Origin of the sequence: Undibacterium sp. SXout20W (assembly GCF_049340285.1) — a bacterium.
In the GTDB taxonomy this organism is placed as follows: Bacteria; Pseudomonadota; Gammaproteobacteria; order Burkholderiales; family Burkholderiaceae_D; genus Undibacterium.
On the sequence record NZ_JBMPPH010000010.1, the window covers coordinates 33320 to 54661 of the forward strand.

At 46.0% G+C, this 21342-nt stretch carries 16 protein-coding genes; 9 read left to right on the forward strand and 7 right to left on the reverse strand.

The genetic code is table 11. From position 1 onward, the window contains the following. Positions 1–237: 237 nt before the first annotated feature. Both ACO0K1_RS07560 and ACO0K1_RS07565 read right to left on the reverse strand, forming a co-directional pair. Positions 238–1173, reverse strand: a complete 936-nt coding sequence (locus tag ACO0K1_RS07560; RefSeq protein WP_423024327.1) for a metallophosphoesterase family protein — start codon at positions 1171–1173, stop codon at positions 238–240. Positions 1174–1412: 239 nt separating this feature from the next. After that, positions 1413–4025 (reverse strand): heavy metal translocating P-type ATPase, encoded by a 2613-nt coding sequence (locus tag ACO0K1_RS07565; protein WP_423024329.1) that lies wholly within the window; start codon positions 4023–4025, stop codon positions 1413–1415. 68 nt (positions 4026–4093) lie between these two features. Here ACO0K1_RS07565 and ACO0K1_RS07570 point away from each other — a divergent pair, with 68 nt between their 5' ends. Next, positions 4094–4525: a MerR family transcriptional regulator gene (locus tag ACO0K1_RS07570; RefSeq protein WP_423024331.1), complete on the forward strand. Its 432-nt coding sequence runs from the start codon at positions 4094–4096 to the stop codon at positions 4523–4525. Positions 4526–4707: 182 nt separating this feature from the next. On the opposite strand, the gene ACO0K1_RS07575 is transcribed toward ACO0K1_RS07570, so the two are convergent. Together ACO0K1_RS07575 and ACO0K1_RS07580 are read right to left on the reverse strand one after the other, a co-directional pair. Further along, the gene (locus ACO0K1_RS07575; RefSeq protein ID WP_423024333.1) at positions 4708–5814 is read right to left on the reverse strand and encodes an alkene reductase; all 1107 of its coding nucleotides are present in this window, start codon (positions 5812–5814) and stop codon (positions 4708–4710) included. A 210-nt stretch (positions 5815–6024) separates the two neighbouring features. Next, entirely contained in the window at positions 6025–6627 is a 603-nt protein-coding gene (locus ACO0K1_RS07580; RefSeq protein ID WP_423024335.1) for a TetR/AcrR family transcriptional regulator, read from the reverse strand. Positions 6628–6878: 251 nt separating this feature from the next. Here ACO0K1_RS07580 and ACO0K1_RS07585 point away from each other — a divergent pair, with 251 nt between their 5' ends. The 5 genes from ACO0K1_RS07585 (at position 6879) to ACO0K1_RS07605 (ending at position 14834) form a co-directional block, all read left to right on the forward strand. Continuing rightward, on the forward strand, positions 6879–9176 hold the full coding sequence (locus ACO0K1_RS07585) for a putative bifunctional diguanylate cyclase/phosphodiesterase (RefSeq protein WP_423024337.1): 2298 nt from the start codon (positions 6879–6881) through the stop codon (positions 9174–9176). Positions 9177–9552: 376 nt separating this feature from the next. Further along, positions 9553–11475, forward strand: coding sequence for a PrkA family serine protein kinase (locus ACO0K1_RS07590; protein WP_423024339.1), 1923 nt, complete (start codon positions 9553–9555; stop codon positions 11473–11475). A gap of 170 nt (positions 11476–11645) precedes the next feature. After that, complete coding sequence (locus ACO0K1_RS07595) at positions 11646–12917, forward strand: YeaH/YhbH family protein (RefSeq protein WP_423024433.1); 1272 nt, start codon at positions 11646–11648, stop codon at positions 12915–12917. 8 nt (positions 12918–12925) lie between these two features. Next, a complete protein-coding gene (locus tag ACO0K1_RS07600; protein WP_423024341.1) occupies positions 12926–14464 on the forward strand; it encodes a SpoVR family protein in 1539 nt (512 codons plus the stop codon). Positions 14465–14513: 49 nt separating this feature from the next. Continuing rightward, positions 14514–14834, forward strand: a complete 321-nt coding sequence (locus tag ACO0K1_RS07605; RefSeq protein WP_423024343.1) for a hypothetical protein — start codon at positions 14514–14516, stop codon at positions 14832–14834. Here the strand turns inward: ACO0K1_RS07605 and ACO0K1_RS07610 are convergent. After that, complete coding sequence (locus ACO0K1_RS07610) at positions 14804–17284, reverse strand: heavy metal translocating P-type ATPase (RefSeq protein WP_423024345.1); 2481 nt, start codon at positions 17282–17284, stop codon at positions 14804–14806. The genes ACO0K1_RS07605 and ACO0K1_RS07610 overlap by 31 nt on opposite strands. A 239-nt stretch (positions 17285–17523) precedes the next feature. Here ACO0K1_RS07610 and cadR point away from each other — a divergent pair, with 239 nt between their 5' ends. Then, positions 17524–17955, forward strand: a complete 432-nt coding sequence (cadR, locus tag ACO0K1_RS07615) for a Cd(II)/Pb(II)-responsive transcriptional regulator (RefSeq protein ID WP_423024435.1) — start codon at positions 17524–17526, stop codon at positions 17953–17955. 8 nt (positions 17956–17963) lie between these two features. On the opposite strand, the gene ACO0K1_RS07620 is transcribed toward cadR, so the two are convergent. Beyond that, a complete protein-coding gene (locus ACO0K1_RS07620; protein ID WP_423024347.1) occupies positions 17964–18647 on the reverse strand; it encodes a MarC family protein in 684 nt (227 codons plus the stop codon). A gap of 75 nt (positions 18648–18722) precedes the next feature. On the opposite strand from ACO0K1_RS07620, the gene ACO0K1_RS07625 reads away from it, so the two are divergent. Together ACO0K1_RS07625 and ACO0K1_RS07630 are read left to right on the forward strand one after the other, a co-directional pair. After that, the gene (locus tag ACO0K1_RS07625) at positions 18723–19277 is read left to right on the forward strand and encodes a GNAT family N-acetyltransferase (RefSeq protein ID WP_423024349.1); all 555 of its coding nucleotides are present in this window, start codon (positions 18723–18725) and stop codon (positions 19275–19277) included. A 169-nt stretch (positions 19278–19446) separates the two neighbouring features. After that, a complete protein-coding gene (locus tag ACO0K1_RS07630; RefSeq protein ID WP_423024351.1) occupies positions 19447–20529 on the forward strand; it encodes a calcium:proton antiporter in 1083 nt (360 codons plus the stop codon). 113 nt (positions 20530–20642) lie between these two features. Here ACO0K1_RS07630 and ACO0K1_RS07635 read toward each other — a convergent pair whose 3' ends face one another. Continuing rightward, positions 20643–21233 carry a response regulator transcription factor gene (locus ACO0K1_RS07635; RefSeq protein ID WP_423024353.1) on the reverse strand — a complete coding sequence of 197 codons (591 nt, stop codon included), beginning with the start codon at positions 21231–21233 and terminating at the stop codon, positions 20643–20645. Positions 21234–21342 lie beyond the last annotated feature (109 nt).

The window sequence follows — 21342 nt, forward strand, 5'->3', positions numbered from 1 at the left end:
AATCACAAGCCGATTTTCATAGCACTTGGACGTCAAGTGGGCACAACACATATTGTGATCGTGTTTGCTCGGTTTTTTGCCAGTGTGTCCAGCTCTACACGACTGCGGCAAAAATAAGGTGGCTGCAATCCGCGCCGGTATTAGGTGTACCTTGCTTTGGCAAGTCGCGATTGACACGGTTTGCGACTTTTATTTTACTTGCCTCGATCTCATCGGATGCGTTAATGATGTCACCACTTAGTGGCAAACTCCCTGACCTTTATCGGTAAACGTCGCACCAGGAACGGGAATAAATTCCCATTCGTAAGACTTGTCATGCAAACTCAGTTTAAGCACGCCGTTGCTAGAGTTGCTGCGAATTTCAGTCGTCAGTTTTGGTAAAAACATCGGTGTTAATTTGGCACCACCAGTACCCACGACAAAATTCCGGATACCGTTCTTTTCGTCTTTGTCGCCGTTTTCGTTCATCGGTGTAAAGCGTTCATAATCGTGGTCGTGACCGCTCAAGACGATGTCTGCTTTGGCTTGCACTAACATCTTCCAGGCCGCTTGCATATTTTCATTATTTCCGTGACCGCCCGAGCTATACGCAGGATGATGCCAGAAAGCCAAGGTACAGGACGATTTGCTACTTGTGATCGTTGTCTGTAACCAAGCAAGCTGCTTTTGCATATCCTGTGGGTTTAAGTTACTGTTGAGCGAAATAATGTGCCAACTACCCAGCATCGTTGAGTAATAGCCACGGCGCTCAGGGCCCGCAATATCACCAAAGTAATTGTAGTAGCCGATCGCTTTTGGCATTGCATAATCGTGATTTCCAGGAGAGGGCAAGGTTCGTTCTTTAAAACGCCCCCAGGTTGGATCATAGCAATTACTAAACTCTTCAGGTTTGCCAACCGGATAGGTGTTGTCGCCAAGCGTGACAGCAACAGCGTTTTTGTCAGCCTCTAAGCCACTAGCGATAATGTCGGCAGTGCGTGCGGCCATACTCTGTGTGGCTGGACTTTTTTTGCAGTCGGCAATATCGCCCGCTGCATAAATTGTATGGGTTACCATTTTTTGATTTGATTTTTTTCCGCTATTTTGGGTGCCAGAATTATTTTCGGCACTATGGCTGAATGGCGCAAGAGTCAATGCAGCAGATGCAAAAAATACAGCGAGGTGAGGGCGCATAAAAATCTTACCAAAAAGAGAAAAACTATCCACAAGTTCAAATCTGAACAGCCAGAGAGTGTTCAGTCAAACGCGTATTTTACAGGGTTCGATAAAATTGTGCGCTGCGATAAAATGCTTGCTCCATAAATAATACAATTCAATATCAAACGTTACCCGATAGTGTGCAAATCTTAAATTTGCTCTCTCTCGAGAAGCAGACTTTTTCGGCGTACACCACAGCAGACGATCATACAGAGTCAAATTGTTGCCGAACGCAGTCGTAGCGCATTACTAATCACTGAAACCGAACTCAAACTCATCGCGGCGCTGGCAATCATCGGACTGAGTAAAATGCCACACCATGGATAAAGAATACCGGCAGCAATGGGTACTCCGATCAAGTTATAAGCAAAAGCAAAGAACAAGTTTTGTCGGATATTTTTCATTGTGGCGACACTTAATTGGCGTGCTTTCGCAATGCTGCGTAAATCTCCTTTTACGAGCACGACGTGAGCGCTGTGCATAGCGACGTCGGTTCCCGTGCCCATTGCAATACCGACATTGGCCTGGGCTAATGCGGGTGCATCATTGATGCCATCGCCTGCCATGGCGACCAGATCACCTTGTTCTTGTAAAGATTTGATCAAACGGAATTTATCTTCTGGTAATACGTTGGCGTGTATTTCTTTGATGTTAAGTTGTTTTGCCACCATTTCAGCAGCATGTAAATTGTCGCCAGTCATTAAAATGATCCGTATCCCTTGTTGCTGCAACTGCTGTACCGCTGACTGACTGCTCACTTTGATTCTATCGGCGATACTAAACAGCGCGACTAATCGATGATTCAATGCCATCACGATTACCGTTTCGCCACGAGCTTCTGATTGTGCGATGTGAACTTCAAAATCGCTCAAGTCAATTTGAGCATTAACTAAGAATGCAGGCTTACCAAGCAAAACTGGCATACGGTTGATCTCAGCCTGTACACCAAGGCCAGTGATTGCTGTAAAGTTGCTGATCGTTTCGTGGGATGGTTGAAGAATTGGATATTTACTGCGAACGAAATCAATGACCGAAGTCGCGAGCGGATGTTCGCTTTGTTGTTCGATCAGTTGAGCAATCGCCAGTATGTGTTCTTCATTCTCGCCGGTGGCAATCAGATAATTCTGAACTGATGGTTTACCCTCGGTTAAGGTACCAGTTTTGTCGATAACCAAGGTATCGATTTTTTCTAGTAATTCTAAGGCTTCGGCATTTTTTATGAGTACGCCTTCAATGGCACCTCGACCGATGCCAACCGTAATCGACATTGGCGTCGCTAAACCTAACGCACAAGGGCAGGCGATGATGAGCACTGAAACAGCAGCCATCAAGCCATTCGCCATTGCTGGTGCCGGGCCAAAAAATGCCCATCCTGCGAACGCCAACAACGCAGCGCCGATGACCGTTGGTACAAACCAGCCCGCCACGCGATCAGCCAAGCCTTGTATTGGTGCGCGCGATCGACTGGCTTGATTTACCATATCAATGATTTTGGCAAGCAAGGTATCTTTGCCGATTTTTTCGGCGCGCATTTTCATGCTGCCTTGCTGATTCATCGTTCCCGCATGCAGTTGATCATGGGGATTTTTTACGACGGCGACGGATTCACCGGTCAACATTGACTCATCGACATACGAGTGGCCGTCGATAACCTTGCCATCAACGGGAACATGCGTGCCGGGCTTTACGCGCAGCACGTCACCCACCGCAATGTCAGCTACAGCGATGTCGCTTTCCGATCCATCTTCAGCGACTCTGGTTGTCGTTGACGGCGTTAATCCTAGTAATGATTTCAATGCCATATTAGTTCTTGAACGAGCCCCAAGTTCTAACACTTGCCCTAGCAACACGAGAGTAATAATCACCGCGGACGCTTCAAAATAAAGAGGCACCATGCCGTTCATTTTGAATGCTGCCGGCAGAACATTGGGCAACAGTAAAGCAAATGAGCTAAACAAATATGCACTCGCAGTTCCGATGCCAATCAAGCTAAACATATTCAGATGTCCGCTTCTGAATGAAGCCATAGCACGTTCGAAAAATGGCTTACCTAACCAGAGAACGACCGGTGTTGCCAATGCCCATTGCAACCAGTTAAATAAAGTCATGCCCAGTAAATTGTGGAATGAAACGCCTGGCAACATATCACTCATACTAAGCACTAGCAGTGGCAGGCTGAACCATACGCTCAACTTGAAGCGCTTTCGCATGTCGTCAAGTTCGCCGGTGTCTTCTTCCGCACTCGCTTCTTTAGGTTCTAATGCCATGCCGCAAATCGGACAAATCCCTGGCCCGATTTGTTCAATTTCCGGATCCATAGGACACATATAGAGTGCGTCTTTTGCACCTGCTTTTGGTATGGGGCGTAATGTGGGATTCAGCCAGGAGGCAGGATCTGATTCGAATTTTTTCAGGCAGGATGCACAGCAAAAATAATAGCGAATCCCATCATTCGTTGTTTGGTGAGGTGTGCTATCGTTGACGCTCATGCCGCATACTGGGTCTTTATGCGCGCCGTTGAGGTCTTGCTGCATGGTTTCGGTCGTCACAGCATTGCGAGTCACTGAAGGAATTTTACCTAGACCAATGACCTTTTTGGCTTTGACATAATTTTCTGGCGCAGCATCAAATTGACGTTGACATGACTGACTGCAAAAATAGTAAGCAACGCCTTGAAAACGCGCTGTCTTTTCAGAATCTTTAGCGACTTGCATTCCGCAGACTGGATCAGTATATTTTTTGTTCGAATCTGCTGAATTTGCGCCATCAGGTAGTTGTTTGCCGCAACAATCACCTTGCTGTTGATGATCTGTATGTTCTTTAGTCAAGACTATTCTCCTTCTTCTTCATTCCACATATCATAGACTCTGTACCTAAGAACAGAGTCAAGGACTATATGCAAAAGCCAGACCCAATCACTGATCTACCTCAATATACGATAGGACAGCTCGCACAAGCGGCGGGAGTGGGGGTGGAAACCATACGTTACTATCAAAAACGTGAATTATTACCTTTACCTGCGGCTGGCGCTGGTTTTCGTAAGTATTCTGCGACTTTGGCAGATCGTATTCGCTTTATCAAGCGGGCACAGGAGCTTGGATTTTCGCTTGATGAAATTGCCCATCTTCTACAATTGGAAGATAGGAATGATAGAGATTCTATACGCGAGATCGCCAGCGAGCGCTTGGCACAGGTACGTGCCAAGCTGCAGGATTTGCAACGCATGGAAACGACTTTGGCGCAGTTAATTAATGAATGCAGCGCTTGCACGACCGAGATGCAATGTCCGATTATTCACGCACTCAATGTGCCTGTGATGACAACATAGCAAATCACTGCCATCTAAGGCAAAAAAGGTGCAATCCTTTGAACTTTCTCAATCTCATGTTCATCTGGATCGCACCCAACCAGTTTACCGATAAGTGCGATTTAAAGTTGCTATAAATTTATAGTTGCTATTAATTTATAGTTGCTATTACCTAGGCGTAATCAGCGCACTTTTTAATATTATTATGCGACTTGCGCCAAGGTAGGATAGTCCGTATAACCTTTTTCATCACCACCGTAGAAGGTCGTACGATCAGGTTTATTGAGTTCAGCGCCTGCCGCGAAACGCTCCACCAAATCTGGATTGGCGATATAGGGGCGGCCAAACGCGACGGCATCCGCCAGACCACTGACGATTAACGGGTCTGCTTCAGCAGCCGAATAGCCGCCACAACAGATAATTGGACCTGGGAAAGCGTCGCGCAGTTGCTGACGGAAACTGCTGGTCAACTCAGCACCGCCAGCCCAATCAGGCTCAGCAATATGCAGGTAAGCAATACCTCGTGCAGTGAATTCTTTTGCCAGATAAAGCGCAATTGCTTCTGCTTCTAAATCATGAATGCCGTGCGCCACAAAATTAGGCGACATACGTACGCCAACGCGATCAGCGCCAATAACAGCAATTGCTGCATCGACGGCTTCAAGCGTTAAGCGTGCGCGATTTTCTAAGCTGCCACCGTACGCATCGGTGCGAATATTGCTATTGGTCGACATAAATTGTTGCAATAAATAACCATTTGCAGCATGTACTTCGACCAGATCAAATCCAGCATTCTTTGCGCGTAGCGTTGCTTGGCGGTATTGATCTACGATGCCTGGTATTTCTTCTAAGCTCAATGCACGCGGTTCCGACGTTTGCACGTTGGCTGGCGTGCCATCCTTTTGAATGACGAAGCATTGGCTGTTTGCTGCAGTAATCGCAGAGGCAGAAACGGGTGCGGCCTCATTTTCTTGCAGTAATGTATGGGAGATACGGCCTACATGCCACAGTTGTAGAGCAATTTTTCCACCTTTAGCATGAACCGCATCGACCACCGTTTTCCATCCTGCTTGCTGCGCATCGGTGTAGATACCAGGTGTCCACGCATAGCCTTGGCCTTGGCGTGAGATTTGGCTTGCTTCAGTGACGATCAGACCAGCGCTGGCGCGCTGGGCGTAGTATTCCACGTTCATTGCACGCGGCACATCGCCAGGTTGACCCGCACGGGATCGAGTTAATGGCGCCATGATTACGCGATTTTTCAATTGCACGCTACCTACCTGTAAAGGGGAGAGTAATTTGTTATACATCGTATGTCCTTTTAAATTAGACCGGTCGTCTAGTGGTTGTGTCAAAAAAATGGGCGCATGCCCATCTACTTTAATTTTTTATCAAACTTACTGATTGACGGTGATACTTGCAACTGAATCACAATAGTGACTCAAAATGGTGAATCCCAATAATGAAGTCCACATTGAAACTCAACAATAAAACTTAACAATAAAACTTAACAATAAAATTCAAGACTGTAAAAGAACTTCAGTCTGCCTTAGCGCCAGTTGTAATGGACGCAATTGACGGTTTACTTTGGTCAGTAAGGACGCTCCGACCCACATTCCATACAAAGATTCCGCAATTTCAATCGCATTCAGTTTATTCGAGACGCTGCCTTCATTCTGTGCGGTACGCACCGCTTGGGCGATTTGTTCTGTAATGCCGCTCATACCTATCGATAAAGCCGCACGCATAGGTTCCGACAAATCCGATACCTCTGCAGCCAATTTAACGGCAAGGCAAAGCTTATGGCATTCAGTGCTTTCAGCCATTGCCTGCCAATTGCTGAAGTAGGTCATTAAGCGTTGCAAGGAAGTCATTTCGGAATTGTCAAACAACACTTGCAAACGCTGTTGGTAGTCAGCGAAGTAGCGTTCCAGCATTGCTACCCCAAAACCTTCTTTGGACTGAAAATAATGGTAGAAAGAACCTTTCGGAACGGCCGCCGCTGCCAGGATCTCACTGAGCCCCAGTGCGCTGAAGCCTCGACCAGAGATGAGCTCTTCACCCGTCGCAAGTATGCGTTCGCGAGTATCTTGGTGCAGAGATCGTATTGAAGATAGCGTCATAATGTCAGCTATATTAGTAGACCAGTCGTCTAGTGTCAAGTGTAATTCTGTGTTTCGTATGTCACATTCACAAGTATTGTGCTGCATAATGTGGAAAAAAATGTAACAATAAATAGGTAAAGAGTTACGCAAAACAACGCGGATTGTGTTGATGCGGACGAAATTATTTTTTTGCATTAAAAAATGGATGTTCTCAACAGATCTGCATTTTTCTTTTGTCCACGCTTACCTACTATCGATAATTAAAATCTATGTTTCGCTGGCTTTTCCTGAATGAGAGTGCTCTCACGCCTGCCGAACATGCTGCCTGGAAAATTAGCGCCCTTCGTATTATTTTGCTGTCGAGCTTTATACTCGAAGGCTGGATAGCAATCCATAGTTCAATCACTGCAGCAGTGCAAGGCGCTTATCGGCTTCTGTGGGTGGTCAGTTTTTTTTATGCTGTAAAAATGCTGGCATTGTATTTTTCTAGCCGCTCCGTGAAAGTAGGCGCTGGTTTATTGATTGCCAACGTCTACGGCAGCGCAATATTTATCGTTTGTACTGTCCAGGATCCGGCGTTAGCAAAGCTAGGCTATGTGTTTGCCTATGTCAGCCCGATCCTTGCCCGCGTTTTTTTTGGTACGCGCCTGGCCTTGTGTTTAATGTTCGTCAATACTTTGACATTCTTGTTCTTTCTCTTTGGCGTGCCGGTACCACACCTTGTCAACCTGCAAGTGACGTTAGCGTATGCTCCGCAATACATACATGCACTTTTGTTCCTGTTTCTTAATATCTGTCTGCCGCTCGCCGTGTTCCGCGTGTTGTATGCGTTTGATGTCTCATTGGGACGTTTTCGAGATGCTAGTGACGCGCTCACTGTGAGTTACACGCAATATCAGGAAATATTTGAAAATGCGGGGACGGCGTTGTTGCTGACAGATGCATTTGGTCAGATTCTACAAGCTAATCATCAAGCAAATATGTTGTTGGGACGGGATCCTAAGAATGATCCTGAATTGGCTTTGTTTAACTGGTTATCGATTGAAGACAGTGTCCGGTTTAAGTCGTCAGAGTCGGATGATAATGGGAATTTACGTCTATCGGCATATCGAACGCGCGATGGAAAAATGGTGGCGTTAGACAATATTTCGCAGACTTCCTCGGACCATTATATTGTTGCATTGAGGGACGTATCTAATTTGCACAACATGCATCATGCATTGCAATTAAGTCAAGAACGTGAAGATTACCTTAGCAATCACGATGCACTGACGGATTTGCCCAATCGCGGCATGCTCCGTCAATATTTACAAGCCTTATTAGTTAATCCGGACCCTGCACAATTAAATGTAACGGCGGTCGTATCGTTTAGACTGAATAGTATTCGTCATGCGAATCAGCAATATGGCGCACAAACTGGCGATGTTTTATTACGCCGGTTTGCCGATGAATTAACCCAAGTGTTACCAAAAAATTGTTTTTGCGCCCGCTTGCGTAGCATTGTGTTTTCATTTGTTGTCGATCATTTGCGTAGTCCGCAGGATGTGATTCAATTTGTGGATCAAGTACGGCAGAGTATGCCAAATGAAGTTGAGCTGAACGATGAAAAACTACTAATCCAGTTTTCAGCCGGTATTGCAATTATCCGATCCGAAGATAGCGATCCTGATGACGTTATACGCCGCAGTGAAGTCGCACTTGATTCGGCACGTCGTTCGAATGATCAGCGGGTAACTTTATTTGATGAAGACGATGCCCAGCAAATATTGCGCCATGTGGAAATTGAAGTTGGTATTGTGAACGGACTCAGACAACACGAATTTTATCTCTTGTACCAACCTAAAGTCGCTCACGATGGCAGTATCGCAGGTGTCGAAGCCTTGTTAAGGTGGAAGTCACAAAATCTGGGCAAAGTCTCACCTGCAGAGTTTGTTCCGATTGCAGAGCGCTCAGGTTTGATACACCAAGTCAGTCACTTTGTACTCGATCAGGCGTGTCAGCAAATACGAAGTTGGCTCGACGAATTTGGTGAGAGTCCTGTTATTGCCCTCAACCTTGCTGCCAGCGATATTGCACAACCTGGCTTATTAGAGTTGATTGATAAGACATGTCAACGGTACCAGGTTAAGCCCGAGTATTTAGAATTTGAAATCACCGAGACCGGATTAAGTGCTAATGAAGCGCTGTCTATCCAGCATTTACATTCTTTAAAAAATCATGGTTATCGGATTGCAATTGATGACTTTGGTACAGGTTATTCGTCATTATCAAAATTGAGTCATTTTCCGGCGCACACAGTGAAGATTGATCGTTCATTTGTTGCGCAAATCAGTTACAACCGCAAGAGTGAAATGATTATTAAGGCGATCGTTTCCCTGGCGAAAATTCTTGCTTGCACGACCGTTGCCGAGGGTGTCGAAAATGAAAGTCAGGAATTGTTTTTGAAAGAGGTTGGTTGCGACTTATTTCAAGGGTTTTACTATCATCGCCCACTAGACACGCATAACATGACTACTTTATTGCGTGCATCCTATCCAAAGTCTAAACAATTACGACGAGTGTCTTAATTGTCTTAATTGTCTTAATTGTCGTAATTGTCGTTCTTGTCGCAATTTCGTCAATGTGCTTATTGAAGAAATTCTGAATCGAACTCTGCCACTGTCTGTTGTCGTTTGCCGTAAAAATTTCAACGTAGCATAGACAGCTTTTAAAAACATTTTCAGCGTGTTTTTGATATCCATTGTGTTTTAGCACATCTTCTTATTATCATGGATTTTTGTCATTTTTAGTGATTTTGAGAAAAGAATTATTTTAACCAACATAATTCTCAAAATTCATCTACACTAAACTCGTAGTGTGCTGGCAGGCATACCAAATTAAGTGCATATGTGTCGCCAGTACCATTCGGTATTTGCATGTGATTGCTTAACCATGGAGGTCAGGATGAACATCTTTGACAACTACGCTGCAAGGTATGAACGGACTCGTGAAGAAGAATATTCCATGCAGGAATATCTTGAGCTCTGTAAAAAAGACAAGCTTGCCTATGCCAGTGCTTCTGAACGTTTATTAGCTGCAATCGGCGAACCGGAATTAGTTGATACCCGCCACGACCCGCGCCTATCACGCATCTTCTCGAATAAAATTATCAAGATCTACCCGGCATTTCGTGAGTTTTATGGCATGGAAGAAGTCATAGAACAAGTGGTATCGTATTTCCGTCACGCCGCGCAAGGGTTGGAAGAGCGCAAACAAATTATTTACTTGCTAGGTCCCGTTGGCGGTGGTAAATCCTCAATTGCCGAAAAGCTCAAGGTATTGATGGAAAAAATCCCTTTTTATTGCATTAAAGGGTCGCCTGTGAATGAATCTCCGCTTGGGCTATTTAGCGAAGATGAAGACGGTGCTTTGCTGGAAGAAGATTTTGGTATTCCGCGTCGTTATCTCAAGGGTATTCCTAGCCCTTGGGCGGTAAAACGTCTGCATGAGTTTAATGGCGATATCAATCAATTCAGGGTGGTTCGACGATATCCATCTGTTCTTAAGCAAATTGCCGTATCAAAGACCGAACCTGGCGATGAAAACAATCAGGATATTTCTTCTTTAGTAGGCAAAGTTGATATCCGCAAACTGGAAGAGTATGCGCAGGATGATCCTGATGCCTATAGCTATTCCGGTGGTTTGTGTCTGGCAAACCAAGGTCTGATGGAATTTGTCGAGATGTTTAAGGCTCCAATTAAAGTCCTGCACCCATTATTGACGGCGACACAAGAAGGTAATTTCAAAGGTACCGAGGGCTTTGGTGCAATACCATTTGAAGGTGTGATTTTGGCGCACTCAAATGAGTCAGAATGGAAAACCTTTAGAAATAACAAAAACAACGAAGCATTTTTAGATCGCATATACATCGTTAAAGTACCGTATTGCCTGCGCATCAGCGACGAAATTAAGATTTACGAAAAACTCGTTCGCACTTCATCATTGACCGCCGCACCGTGTGCGCCGGGTACCTTAAAAATGATGGCGCAGTTTGCGGTTTTATCGCGTTTAAAAGAACCAGAAAATTCCAGTATATTTAGCAAAATGCTTGTCTATGATGGTGAAAACCTTAAAGACACGGATCCTAAAGCTAAATCACATCAAGAGTACGCCGATTACGCTGGCGTTGACGAGGGAATGAATGGCCTCTCCACGCGTTTTGCTTTTAAGATTCTGTCCAAGGTCTTTAACTTTGATAATACAGAAGTTGCGGCGAATCCAGTGCATTTGTTATATGTGCTTGAGCAACAAATCGAACGCGAACAATTTGCTCCGGAAATAGAACAGAAATACGTGTCCTATATTAAAGAATACCTGGCGCAGCGCTATGCTGAATTTATTGGAAAGGAGATTCAGACAGCGTATCTGGAAAGCTATTCCGAATACGGACAAAACATTTTTGATCGTTATGTAACCTTCGCCGATTTCTGGATACAGGATCAGGAGTTCCGTGATCCCGATACCGGTGAAAGTTTTGATCGGGATGCTCTCAATAATGAGTTGGAGAAAATCGAGAAGCCTGCAGGGATCTCTAATCCGAAAGATTTCCGTAACGAAATCGTGAATTTTGTACTTCGGGCCAGAGCGCAAAATGCAGGAAAAAATCCTGCTTGGACTAGTTATGAAAAATTGCGCACAGTAATTGAGAAGAAAATGTTCTCGAATACGGAAGAGCTATTGCCAGTGATTTCATTTAATGCCAAAGCAAGTGCTGATGACGCGAACAAGCATCAAGAATTTGTTGATCGAATGGTGAGTAAGGGTTACACCGCCAAACAAGTTCGCTTGCTGTGCGAATGGTATCTACGCGTCAGGAAATCATCGTAGATAGGTTGAAAATTCGGAGCGTAGATCTATTGATATTGGATTGGCAACGGGCGTACCCTTGACTCGATAATATTGACTGAAAGTGAGTCATTGCGCCCGCTAATCTCTCAGAAAACTGAGGTTTGATGAGATCGTTTTCTACGCGGGTTAAGGGCAAACGGGAGAGCATTTTGGTTCATCTGATTGACCGACGTATTCAAGGAAAAAATAAATCTGCCCCAAATCGCGAACGTTTTTTACGTCGTTATAAAGGCCAGATTAAAGACGCGGTTGCGCGTGCAGTAAAAGGGCGATCGATTACCGATATCGAGAGTGGCGAAAGTATTTCTATTCCAGTCAAGGATGTCAACGAACCGAACTTTGGTCATGCGCATGGCGGTGTGTGGGAGGGCGTGCAACCTGGTAACGAAGAGTACCAAAAAGGTGATCAGATCGCGCGCCCCAAAGGTGGCGGCGGGGGGAATGGCAAAGGGCAGGGTGGAAATAGTGAAGATCCGGCTGAGGATGATTTCGTTTTTCAGTTGAGTCGCGAAGAATTCATGAATTACTTCTTCGAAGATCTTGAACTCCCCAACATGGTCAAAACTCAATTGACGTCGACGACCGACTTCAAAAGCCAGAGGGCAGGTTATAAAACTACAGGTACTTCATCGAGCTTACATGTATTGAGGTCGTTGCGGGGAGCGATGGGACGGAGGATTGCCGTTGGTGGGAAATCATCACGCCGCTTAAAAGAAGCGGAAACAGAATTGTCCGCTTTGCTGGAAACTGGCGTGCCGATGACGGATGAGCGTGTCGTTGTACTCAAACATGAAATTCATCATCTGCGTACCCGATTGTTAGCAATTCCCTTTCTCGATCCTTTTGATTTGCGATATAGCAATCGTATCAAAGTACCCAAACCAGCGAGCCAGTGCGTGATGTTTTGTCTGTTAGACGTGTCCGGGTCAATGGATGAGAAAAAAAAGGACACGGCAAAGCGGTTTTTCATTTTGCTTTATTTATTTTTAACCCGCGCTTACGAAAAAATTGAAGTCGTCTTTATCCGCCACCACACAACGGCACAGGAAGTCGATGAAGATGCATTTTTTCATTCGCGAGAATCAGGTGGAACGATCGTCTCCTCTGCATTAAATTTGTTGACGCAAACGATACAAGATCGCTACGCTGCGGGTGATTGGAATGTCTATGTTGCACAAGCGTCTGATGGCGATAACTGGGACAACGATTCAGCGATGTGCCGCGAATTGTTGATCAATAAAGTGATGCCGTTGGTGCAATACTATGCGTATGTTGAGATTACCGAAGGTGAACCACAAAATTTATGGCTGGAATATGAGCAGGTCGCCGCGCGCCATGCACATTTTGCAATGCAGAAAATAGAATCTCCGGCCGACATTTATCCGGTGTTCAGAGAACTATTCAAAAAACAGCCGAATTGAGGTTCATCATGGAAACCGTACATGACACGCCCAAATTAAAACATCCCAATGCCTTACCCGAGCAATCGGAGTGGACGTTTGAGCTGATCGAAAAAGCGCATGAAGAAATTCGTCGCGTCGCTGAGAATTTTGGCCTGGATACGTATCCCAATCAATTAGAAATTATTACTGCTGAACAAATGATGGATGCGTATGCTTCCGTCGGAATGCCCGTCTCGTATAACCATTGGTCCTTCGGTAAACATTTTTTATCGACAGAAAAAAATTATAAGCGCGGCCACATGGGGTTAGCCTATGAGATTGTGATTAACTCCAATCCTTGTATTTCCTATTTGATGGAAGAGAATAGCCTGACCATGCAGGCGCTGGTGATTGCGCATGCTGCCTATGGGCATAATTCTTTTTTTAAAGGGAATTATCTGTTTCGGACCTGGACCGATGCCGACGCTATCATTGATTACATGGTCTTTGCCAAAAATTATATTGCTCAGTGTGAGCAACGCTATGGCGCAGAAGCAGTTGAACTGATAATTGATTCCTGCCATGCGCTGCAAAATTATGGTGTTGATCGCTACAAACGACCAGCGCGGATTTCTTTGCAGGAAGAACGCGAACGTCAGGCCGAACGAGAAAGCTATATGCAATCGCAGGTCAATGACTTGTGGCGGACGATTCCACGACGTCCAGAAGTGTTAGAAAATTTACAGGAACGTCGCTTCCCACAAGAGCCTCAAGAAAATTTACTGTACTTTATAGAAAAATATTCGCCTCTGTTGGAGCCGTGGCAACGCGAAATTGTCCGCATAATTCGTAAAATTTCGCAGTATTTTTATCCGCAAAGACAAACGCAAGTCATGAATGAGGGCTGGGCGACGTTCTGGCACTATACGATACTGAATCAACTTTATGACGAAGGCGTTGTCGGCGAAGGCTTTATGATGGAATTTTTACAGAGCCATACCAACGTGGTTTATCAGCCTCCTGTATCTAGCCGCTATTTTACTGGGATTAATCCCTATGCATTGGGCTTTGCCATGATGCGTGATATTCGCCGTATCTGTGAAAACCCGACAGCGGAAGATCGCGAATGGTTTCCCGATATAGCCGGTAGCGATTGGCAAAAGACATTGCAGTTTGCGATGCGTAATTTTAAAGATGAAAGCTTCATTTCTCAGTATCTTTCTCCTAAGCTGATTCGAGAATTTCACTTTTTTTCCATTTTGGATGACGACAGTAAAGACAAGCTGCAAATCTCAGCGATTCATGATGAAAATGGCTATCGCTACATTCGCCAGCAGTTGGCCGGGCAATATAACCTGGGAAATCGCGAACCCAATATTCAGGTCTGGTCGGTAGATATGCAGGGCGATCGCGCATTAACCTTGCGTCATTCGCAATATTTGCGTCGACCACTTAATGCACACACTGGAGAAATGTTGAAACATGTAGCACGCCTCTGGGGTTTTGATATTTACCTGGAAACGGTAGATCAGCAAAACAAAGTGTTGGCAAGGCAAGAATGCAAATGGGAAAAACGTAGCCGTTAGCAATTGCTTCGGATAGAATAAAGCACACCCACACGATGGAGATAGCATTATGTTTTTGGATTACCCGAAGATTTCCGCCACTAATAGCGAAACGGAACCGGATCGCCTTGACCGCCTGAGCCGCGTGTATGGATATGCTGCAGGATTAGCTGACCTTGACCACAATACTGAATGCATAGAAAAACTGGCAAAACTGCACGATCACAAGGGCACCTTGATGGTCATCTGGCATGTTGCGCCGACGTCAGCAGAAATCGGTTATTTTCTGCGCGCCTGGCAAAGCCGCATGGGTGATGGATCTAGCCAGGTTGAGCACGCATTAATGATCAACGAAACACCTCAGCGAGCAGCTGATAACGAGTCCGAATAAGTCAGTAGCCGCACACCATTGAGCACCACCAGCAGGCTGGTGCCGGTGTCGGCGAAAACTGCCATCCACAAACTTGCGTGACCGCTCAGGGCTAATGCAAAGAAGACAAATTTCACTGCCAGTGCAAAAATAATGTTTTGCCAGAGAATTGTGCTGGTTTTTTGTGAGATACGAATAAATTCCGGTAATTTACGAAGATCGTTTTGCATTAACGCTACATCCGCTGTTTCCAGTGCCGTATCGCTACCAGTCGCCATCGCAAAACCAATATGGGCTCGTGCCAACGCTGGGGCGTCATTGATGCCATCCCCAGTCATCCCCGTTACTCCTTGATCTGCAAGTTGTTTTATCGCTTCAAGTTTGTCTTGCGGCAATAATTGGCTGCGTACATCGGTAATGCCGGTTTGCGCGGCGATTGCTTGTGCAGTGTGGTCGTTATCACCTGTCAGCATCAGGGTAGAAATACCAAGCGCGTGCAATTCGGCGATCGCCTGTTTGCCAGAGGCTCTGACCTGATCAGCGATCGCTAATAATCCCAGCACAGTTTTATCAGCGCATAAGAAAATCACGGTATTACCGCTTTTTTCTAATTCTTGCGTTTGTTGGTTTAATTGTTGCAGCTTGTCATCAGGTAAAACGATGTTAAGTGCATCGATCATGGCACGATTCCCTAATTGAAACTCTACACCCTGGATGCGACCCGTAACGCCGCGACCACGACCAATTTCTAACAAGCCGATATCGTCTGCTGGCGACAAGGTGTCTGTGCAAGCGTCGACCAGTGCGTGCGCGAGCGGATGGCTGGAATGGGCATCAATGCTGGCAGCCAGTCTTAAAATCTCGCTATCTTTGTACTTGCTCACGCTGATTGTGCGGTTCAGGCGGGGTTTGCCTTCTGTCAGGGTGCCAGTTTTATCGAAAGCCAGTGTTTTTAGTTGGCGACCATGCTCCAGAAATAAACCACCTTTGACGACGATACCGCGCCGCGCCGCCAGCGCTAAACCACTAACGATCGTTACCGGTGTTGAAATCAACAGTGCACAAGGACAAGCGATGACCAGTAATACTAAGGCTCGATACAGACTTTCATGCCAGGCATGCTGGAAGAATAATGGCGGTACAATCGCCATCAATAATGCGAACGCAAACACAACGGGTGTATAAATGGCAGCGAATTTATCGACAAAGCCCTGCATCGGTGCGCGTTGACTTTGGGCTTCTTGAACTGATTGGGCAATTCTTGCCAGCATGGTTGAGTCAGCTGCTGCAGATACGCGAATCTGGATTGCGCCAGATTGATTTAACGTACCTGCATAAACGATGTCGCCCGGACGTTTTTCGACGGGAATACTCTCGCCGGTAATCGCTGCTTGATTGACATGTGATTGACCCGTTTCCAATATGCCATCTAATGCAATGCGATCGCCAGGACGACATTGTACTAAAGCGCCAACGTCAATTTCAGTGGTCGCGATCGCTTTCCAGCTCTGATCAATTTGCTGCACTAAGGCGGTTTCTGGTGCTTGCGCGAGCAAACCACTGATGGCGTCACGGGCCCGCAATAAGCTGGCTGCCTCAATCATTTCAGCCACTGCGAATAAGCAAATGACCATCGCCGCTTCTGGCCATTGACCAATCGCTAACGCACCGGTCACTGCGGCCGTCATCAGCAAGTGAATATTTAACGTGAAGTGACGTAAAGCAATCCAACCTTTTTTGAGTGTGGGAATGCCGCAGGCTAGAATTGCAACAATTGATAAAAAGGCAATTACAATTGAAGCGTCGGTGCCAGTGATCAAGGCAGTGATTTCGGCCGCTGCCGCCGCCAGGATGCCAAAGCCGACTTTCCAGTAACGGCTTTTACTTGGCGCTGCTGGTGCGCTGGCTGTTTCTCCCGCAGCCAATTCGGTACCGGACATGCCCAGATCTTTTAATTTTTCATGAATTTCAACCGGGTCTTGCTGGTAGTGGTGGACGGTGAGGATACGATTTAATAAATCGAAATCCAAACCCAAAACCTTCGGCATCCCTGTCAAAGAGCGACGGATCAAAGCTTCTTCAGTTGGACAATCCATATCTGCAATATGCAGACGCATCCGTTTGGCGTCCGCAGGCACGACTGCTTTCTGTGAGACTGAGGCGGCGCCGTGGGCATGATCGTGGCGACAGGCATGAGCATGTTGATGGTCGTGCTTGTGGGTGTGCCCGTGATCATGCCCGTGATCATGCCCGTGATCATGTATCTTTGCATGATCGTGATGGGCATCACCGCGGTGTTGTTCTACCGGCTGTTGGTTGTTGTGTTGATGCTCGTGCTCGTGTTCGTGCTCGTCCTCGTCCTCATGATCGTCCTCATGATCATGCCCAGACGCGTGCGGCGCCTTAGAACGGCTGAGTGGATGCGAATTAATGTCGTGATCGTGGTCGCAGCAGGCGCTATTTTGGGTCATGGTCGTTCCAAATCTGAGAATTTAAAACTAGTGTAGACTCTGGAGTTACTACAGGGTCAAGTGGAAATTAGAAATAAGATTTAAATGCGATTTGTGGGGTGGGAGAAAGTCGCCATCTCTGATCGGTAACGCTACCGCGCGGGTTTTACCCTGCCTACAATGCAGATGCAGGATGGTGATTACATGCTTCTCCTAAGTTGATGAAAAGCAATTTTTAGGTGTTTTGATTGGAGTCGATGATGCGTATCAGTGAACTTGCCAGTGCCACGGGCGTCGATTTGGAAACGATCCGTTACTACGAAAAGCAGAATTTATTACCGGCGCCAGCACGAGAGGATAATGGCTACCGAAGCTATACGGCGGAGCACTTAGAGCGATTATCGTTTATTCGTCATTGTCGTGCCTTAGATATTCCTTTAGCGGATATCCGACGCTTGGTTGCATTTATACAAAGTCCGATTGAGGACTGTGGTGATATCAATACGCTGATTGACCAGCAGATTACGCGCGTCAAAGCACGCTTGAAAAGTATGAAAGCTCTAGAAAAGCAATTGAGCCAATTGCGAGCACGGTGTGATGACAGGCATCATGGCAAAGAGTGCGGCATTTTGCATGAGTTAGTGTCCGCTGCGCACGGCGAGGCATGTGCCTGCCATGCGGACGGAAAATAAAGAGACGATTATTGTGCGGCGAGTTCGGCAAGCAAGTCGGAAATACCAGCCCAGCCAATAGCAATACCGATACATAACAAGATAAATGCCGACAAGCGCATTAACACGGTCGCTCCCACTTCACCGAGGAATTTTTCCATGTTTCGAGCAAAGCGATAGCATAAATAGATTACTAGGGTTGTCAGCAACACACCTAACGCAGAAGCAATACTGGTGACCAAAAAATCAACTGGTTTGTGCGGCAATTGTGCACCCAAAGTGATCGAGGCGGCAATGGTGCCTGGTCCTACTGTGAGCGGAAAACTGAATGGATAAAAGCTGCGACGACGCAATTCGTCGCGACTCCAGTTTCCACCATGTGTTGCTGCGACGGAATTGAGTAATTTATCCTGACTTTGATCATTGAGTAGTTTCCATCCAGTCATTCCAACTACTATCCCTCCTGCAACACGCACAATTGGAATTGAAATACCAAAAAATTCGAGCACATAAGAACCGATAAAAAGTGCGCCCATTAATAGAAAGAAGCAATTCAAAGCAATTCGTTTTGCCAGACGGTTAGAGAGCGCCGGATCGATCGGCCCCGTCATGGATAGAAAAATCGGTGCAACGGCGATTGGATTTAAAATAGGCAATACCGTCACCGGCACGACAATCAATGCTTTTAAGAATGCGTTTATCGCAATACTCATGAAGAACTCCAGTAAAAACTTAGCACGTGATTATAAAGTCCCTGACCTGAATCGTGTTCATGTTTGGAACGCCTTATGCATGTAAACACGGTATTTCCAAATCTGAACACGCAACGCTTGCATTTGCGAAGGATTACAGATGCCGATAAAGGGCAAATCTTTAAAGCGATGTCTGATGAATACGTTGTGAAGCATCTCGGCTGCTCCTATGAAACTCTTGCCGAAGCACAGACATTGCTAGACTGGTATGAACTTATCTTTCATCATGAAGTGGGCATCTGGTGGGGTATTTGTCTATATGACGCACCAGCGCAATTGATCGGTGCTTGCGGCATCCATGACTGGGATCGACAACAGCATAGTGCAGAGTTGGCATTTTGGCTTCTTCCCGAACATTGGCGAAAAGGCTATATGAAAGAAAGTTTGTACGCCGTAATGACTCATTGTTTCTCGACATTGTTACTACATCGTTTGCAGGCACGCGTCGACGCCGGAAATTCCGCCAGTCAAACGTTACTATTGCAATGTGGCTTTCAACAAGAAGGTATTTTGCGTGACGCTGAATTCAGGGGCAACGAGTATTTCGATGTGTTTTTGTATGCGCGATTGGCAACGGATCCTAGGGTTTAAGCTGATTTATTGAACAATATGCAATCAAAGAAGTCTTATATTTTATGAACCCAGCTAAAATTGCTTTCGGCGATTGGAATCTGGTAGCAATCTAAAGCAAGCTGTAATGACGTATCGATGATGCAGCAAGTGCACTTTTCACCTACGTTCTATAAAAAAGAAAGTGAATATGATTATCACCCCTATTTTACCGCGTTGGTCCCTTTTTATTCCCGCTTTTGCCTGGCTGGCGCTTGGTGGGGCACTGTTGCATTTGGGTAGCCTTTACGCCATCGTTTTGACGGTCGCTTTGTTTGGTGGCGTATTAACTGCGGTTTATCATGCCGAAGTCGTCGCTCATAAAATTGGAGAGCCTTTTGGTACCTTGTTGTTGGCGTTGGCGGTTACTTTGATTGAGGTCGCTTTAATTGTTTCATTGATGTTGTCAGGTGGTGAAACGACGGCTGGCTTGGCGCGTGACACGGTATTCGCCGCAATTATGGTGATTTTGACTGGCATCATCGGCTTGTGTTTATTATTCGGTGGCATACGCCATGGTGAACAGAGTTTTGGCTTGCAAGGAGCACGGACCTCTTTAGCGACGCTGGCAGCATTGGCCGTATTGACGCTGGTCTTGCCAAATTTTACGTCCACGATTGAGGGGCCGTTTTATAGTTCGAGCCAATTAGCGTTTATTGCGGTCGTTTCATTGGTACTGTACGGAACCTTTGTATTGGTACAAACAGTACGTCATCGCGACTATTTTTTGCCTGAAACGGCGGTCAGCGATGAGGATGTCCATGCACCTAAACCGTCAAACAAAGTTGCCTGGTCTAGCGCGGTTTTATTGATTGTCTGTCTGATTGCTGTCGTGCTGCTAGCCAAATCCCTGGCACCGAGCCTGGAATCCGCTGTGGCGGCAGTGGGTGCGCCGAAAGCTTTGGTGGGTATTATTATTGCCATCATCGTCCTTTTACCCGAAGGAATTGCCGCACTCAGCGCCGCACGTGCTAATCGCTTGCAAACCAGTATCAACCTCGCATTGGGTTCCGCTTTAGCGAGTATTGGTTTAACGATTCCAGCGGTAGCCGTGATTTCACTGGTCACGGGCTGGCAATTGAGTTTGGGAATTGATGCCAAATCGACCGTGTTATTGCTGTTGTCGCTGATAATTAGCACGATTTCATTGGGATCAGGCAGAACGACGATTATGCAAGGCACGATTCATCTGGTGATCTTTGCGGTATATCTATTCACGACCATTATCCCGTAGTCATCTGACTGGCTTTATTTTTTGCGGTGGCGCCAAGGCGAACACCGCATTTTTTATGTCATTCAAATAAAAGGATGTCGCTATAGAGTCGTAGCGGCAGCCTTTGTTGGTCGTTATTTCAGGATGCCAGCTAATTCGACTGCAGTTTTTACCTGCATTTTGTCAAAAATATGCGCTCTGTGCACCTCGACAGTGCGCATACTGATACCAAGATGGTCGGCAATAACTTTATTCATTTTGCCTTGCAATATCAAATCCAGGACTTCTTTTTCCCTTACCGACAAGCTGGCCAGCCTGTCATGTACCGCCGCAGCGAGACCAGCTTCACGCGATAACGCGAGTGCTTCTTGCACCCGATCCATCAGTTTATTGTCGTTGAATGGTTTTTCAAAGAAATCGAACGCGCCACGTTTCAGGCTATCTACGGCCATTGGCACATCACCGTGGCCCGTCAAAAAAATCACCGGCAATCGCTTAGTAAGTTTTTTTTCCGACAGCAAATCAAATAAGCCAATACCACTCAATTGTGGCATCCGCACATCCAACAAAATGCAGTCACCGGCCTGATCAAAACGGAGCGGTTGTGCCAGCGCAGCTAAAAATTGTTCACCGCTGCTATAGCCAACCGCAGCGATTTGGCGTGATCGTGCCAGCCATGACAGCGAATCACGGATGACATCTTCATCGTCGATTATATGTAGCATTGTGTCTCCAAAATCTTATAGGACTAACGCAAGGCCATCCCAGCTTCTTTAAGGCTCTTGATCGTTCAATTGTGTTGCCTGATTCATCGGTGTATTGTCAGGAGGGTAA

What these genes read in the sequence shown, in the direction of transcription:
- ACO0K1_RS07560 (WP_423024327.1), bottom strand. Translation starts at nt 1,173, where the DNA reads ATGCGCCCTCACCTCGCTGTATTTTTTGCATCTGCTGCATTGACTCTT.
- ACO0K1_RS07570 (WP_423024331.1), top strand. Translation starts at nt 4,094, where the DNA reads ATGCAAAAGCCAGACCCAATCACTGATCTACCTCAATATACGATAGGA.
- ACO0K1_RS07575 (WP_423024333.1), bottom strand. Translation starts at nt 5,814, where the DNA reads ATGTATAACAAATTACTCTCCCCTTTACAGGTAGGTAGCGTGCAATTG.
- ACO0K1_RS07580 (WP_423024335.1), bottom strand. Translation starts at nt 6,627, where the DNA reads ATGACGCTATCTTCAATACGATCTCTGCACCAAGATACTCGCGAACGC.
- ACO0K1_RS07585 (WP_423024337.1), top strand. Translation starts at nt 6,879, where the DNA reads ATGTTTCGCTGGCTTTTCCTGAATGAGAGTGCTCTCACGCCTGCCGAA.
- ACO0K1_RS07590 (WP_423024339.1), top strand. Translation starts at nt 9,553, where the DNA reads ATGAACATCTTTGACAACTACGCTGCAAGGTATGAACGGACTCGTGAA.
- ACO0K1_RS07600 (WP_423024341.1), top strand. Translation starts at nt 12,926, where the DNA reads ATGGAAACCGTACATGACACGCCCAAATTAAAACATCCCAATGCCTTA.
- ACO0K1_RS07605 (WP_423024343.1), top strand. Translation starts at nt 14,514, where the DNA reads ATGTTTTTGGATTACCCGAAGATTTCCGCCACTAATAGCGAAACGGAA.
- ACO0K1_RS07610 (WP_423024345.1), bottom strand. Translation starts at nt 17,284, where the DNA reads ATGACCCAAAATAGCGCCTGCTGCGACCACGATCACGACATTAATTCG.
- cadR (WP_423024435.1), top strand. Translation starts at nt 17,524, where the DNA reads ATGCGTATCAGTGAACTTGCCAGTGCCACGGGCGTCGATTTGGAAACG.
- ACO0K1_RS07620 (WP_423024347.1), bottom strand. Translation starts at nt 18,647, where the DNA reads ATGAGTATTGCGATAAACGCATTCTTAAAAGCATTGATTGTCGTGCCG.
- ACO0K1_RS07625 (WP_423024349.1), top strand. Translation starts at nt 18,723, where the DNA reads ATGCATGTAAACACGGTATTTCCAAATCTGAACACGCAACGCTTGCAT.
- ACO0K1_RS07630 (WP_423024351.1), top strand. Translation starts at nt 19,447, where the DNA reads ATGATTATCACCCCTATTTTACCGCGTTGGTCCCTTTTTATTCCCGCT.
- ACO0K1_RS07635 (WP_423024353.1), bottom strand. Translation starts at nt 21,233, where the DNA reads ATGCTACATATAATCGACGATGAAGATGTCATCCGTGATTCGCTGTCA.